We start from the raw sequence: 1074 nt of genomic DNA, 5'->3' as shown, positions 1-1074 counted from the left end.
TCCGGAGGCTCACCGGTGATGGCCGGGTCGATGCCTGTGTGCCCAGATTACCCGACCTGCCCACCACCTCCCCACCGGGTTTCCCGTGTCCCGCCCGCACCCCACCCACCACACCGGGAGCACGCAGCCACGGCCGCGACCTGCCCCCTTGGGCCACGCGTCCGATCGGCGTCGCCAATCCGACATCAAGTTGCAACCGCCGGGCTAGTGACCGATTTTCCAATCGACCGTCATCATGTGCAGTGCTTAGCACCAGGCGCGAGAGGCCTAATACATGTCTGACACCCCCGCAGAACCCACGCGCGACCCGGAAAGCGGCCGATACGTCCGCCGTCACTCCGCGGACGACAAGGCAGCCGCCGATGCCGGTTCGGCCGACTCCGGTGAGACGACCGACGTCCCGCCACCGCCCCCGCCGACCGATGGCGGGGACGACGACAAGGACGACAAGAACGGCAAGAAGCGCTGGCTGCTTCTGCTCCTCCTGCTGTTGATCCTGCTCCTGCTGGTGTGCGCGGGATTCGCGTACAACCGGTGGTGGGGCAAGCCAGGCCCCGACCCGATCGCAGCCACGCCGACCGCCGCCGCCACGGCCACCGCGCGCCCGTCACCGAGCCCTTCGGTCACGGCAAGCCCCACCCCGAGCCCGAGTCCAACGGCGACGGTGAAGACCATCAACATGCCCAATGTCGTGGGCATGCCGGCGGCCGACGCCAAGGTGATCCTCGATGGCGCGGGCTTCACCAACATCAAGTTCATCAATGAGGGCAAGGACGGCGAGGAGCTCAAGGTACTCGTGAGCTTCACGGCCACCAAGCAGTCGGCAGCCGCGGGCACCGCCATCCCGGCCGACACCGCGCTCGTCATCACCTGCAAAACCACGAGCAACGGCAAGGGCTGACCCACAAAACCCCGAGGCGCTCCGGCCACCACACCGGAGCGCCTCGCACTTTCCACCACCACCGGCACCGCCACCGCCACAACCCCCAAGGCCACGCCCGCCCGCCCCACCGACACCGCACGGCGCCAGCCCACATCACAATCACCTCTCGGCCGCAGACCACTGACCGCGTC

1 protein-coding gene is annotated in these 1074 nt (G+C 68.3%); it reads left to right on the top strand.

The features are described from left to right. Positions 1-274: 274 nt before the first annotated feature. A complete protein-coding gene (locus DM816_RS42000) occupies positions 275-901 on the top strand; it encodes a PASTA domain-containing protein (protein ID WP_117215955.1) in 627 nt (208 codons plus the stop codon). Positions 902-1074 lie beyond the last annotated feature (173 nt).

Origin of the sequence: Allorhizocola rhizosphaerae, from assembly GCF_003426775.1 — a bacterium.
Lineage (GTDB): Bacteria > Actinomycetota > Actinomycetes > Mycobacteriales > Micromonosporaceae > Allorhizocola > Allorhizocola rhizosphaerae.
Note: the sequence above shows the minus strand (reverse complement) of the source record. Positions and strands in the feature narration are given on the sequence as shown.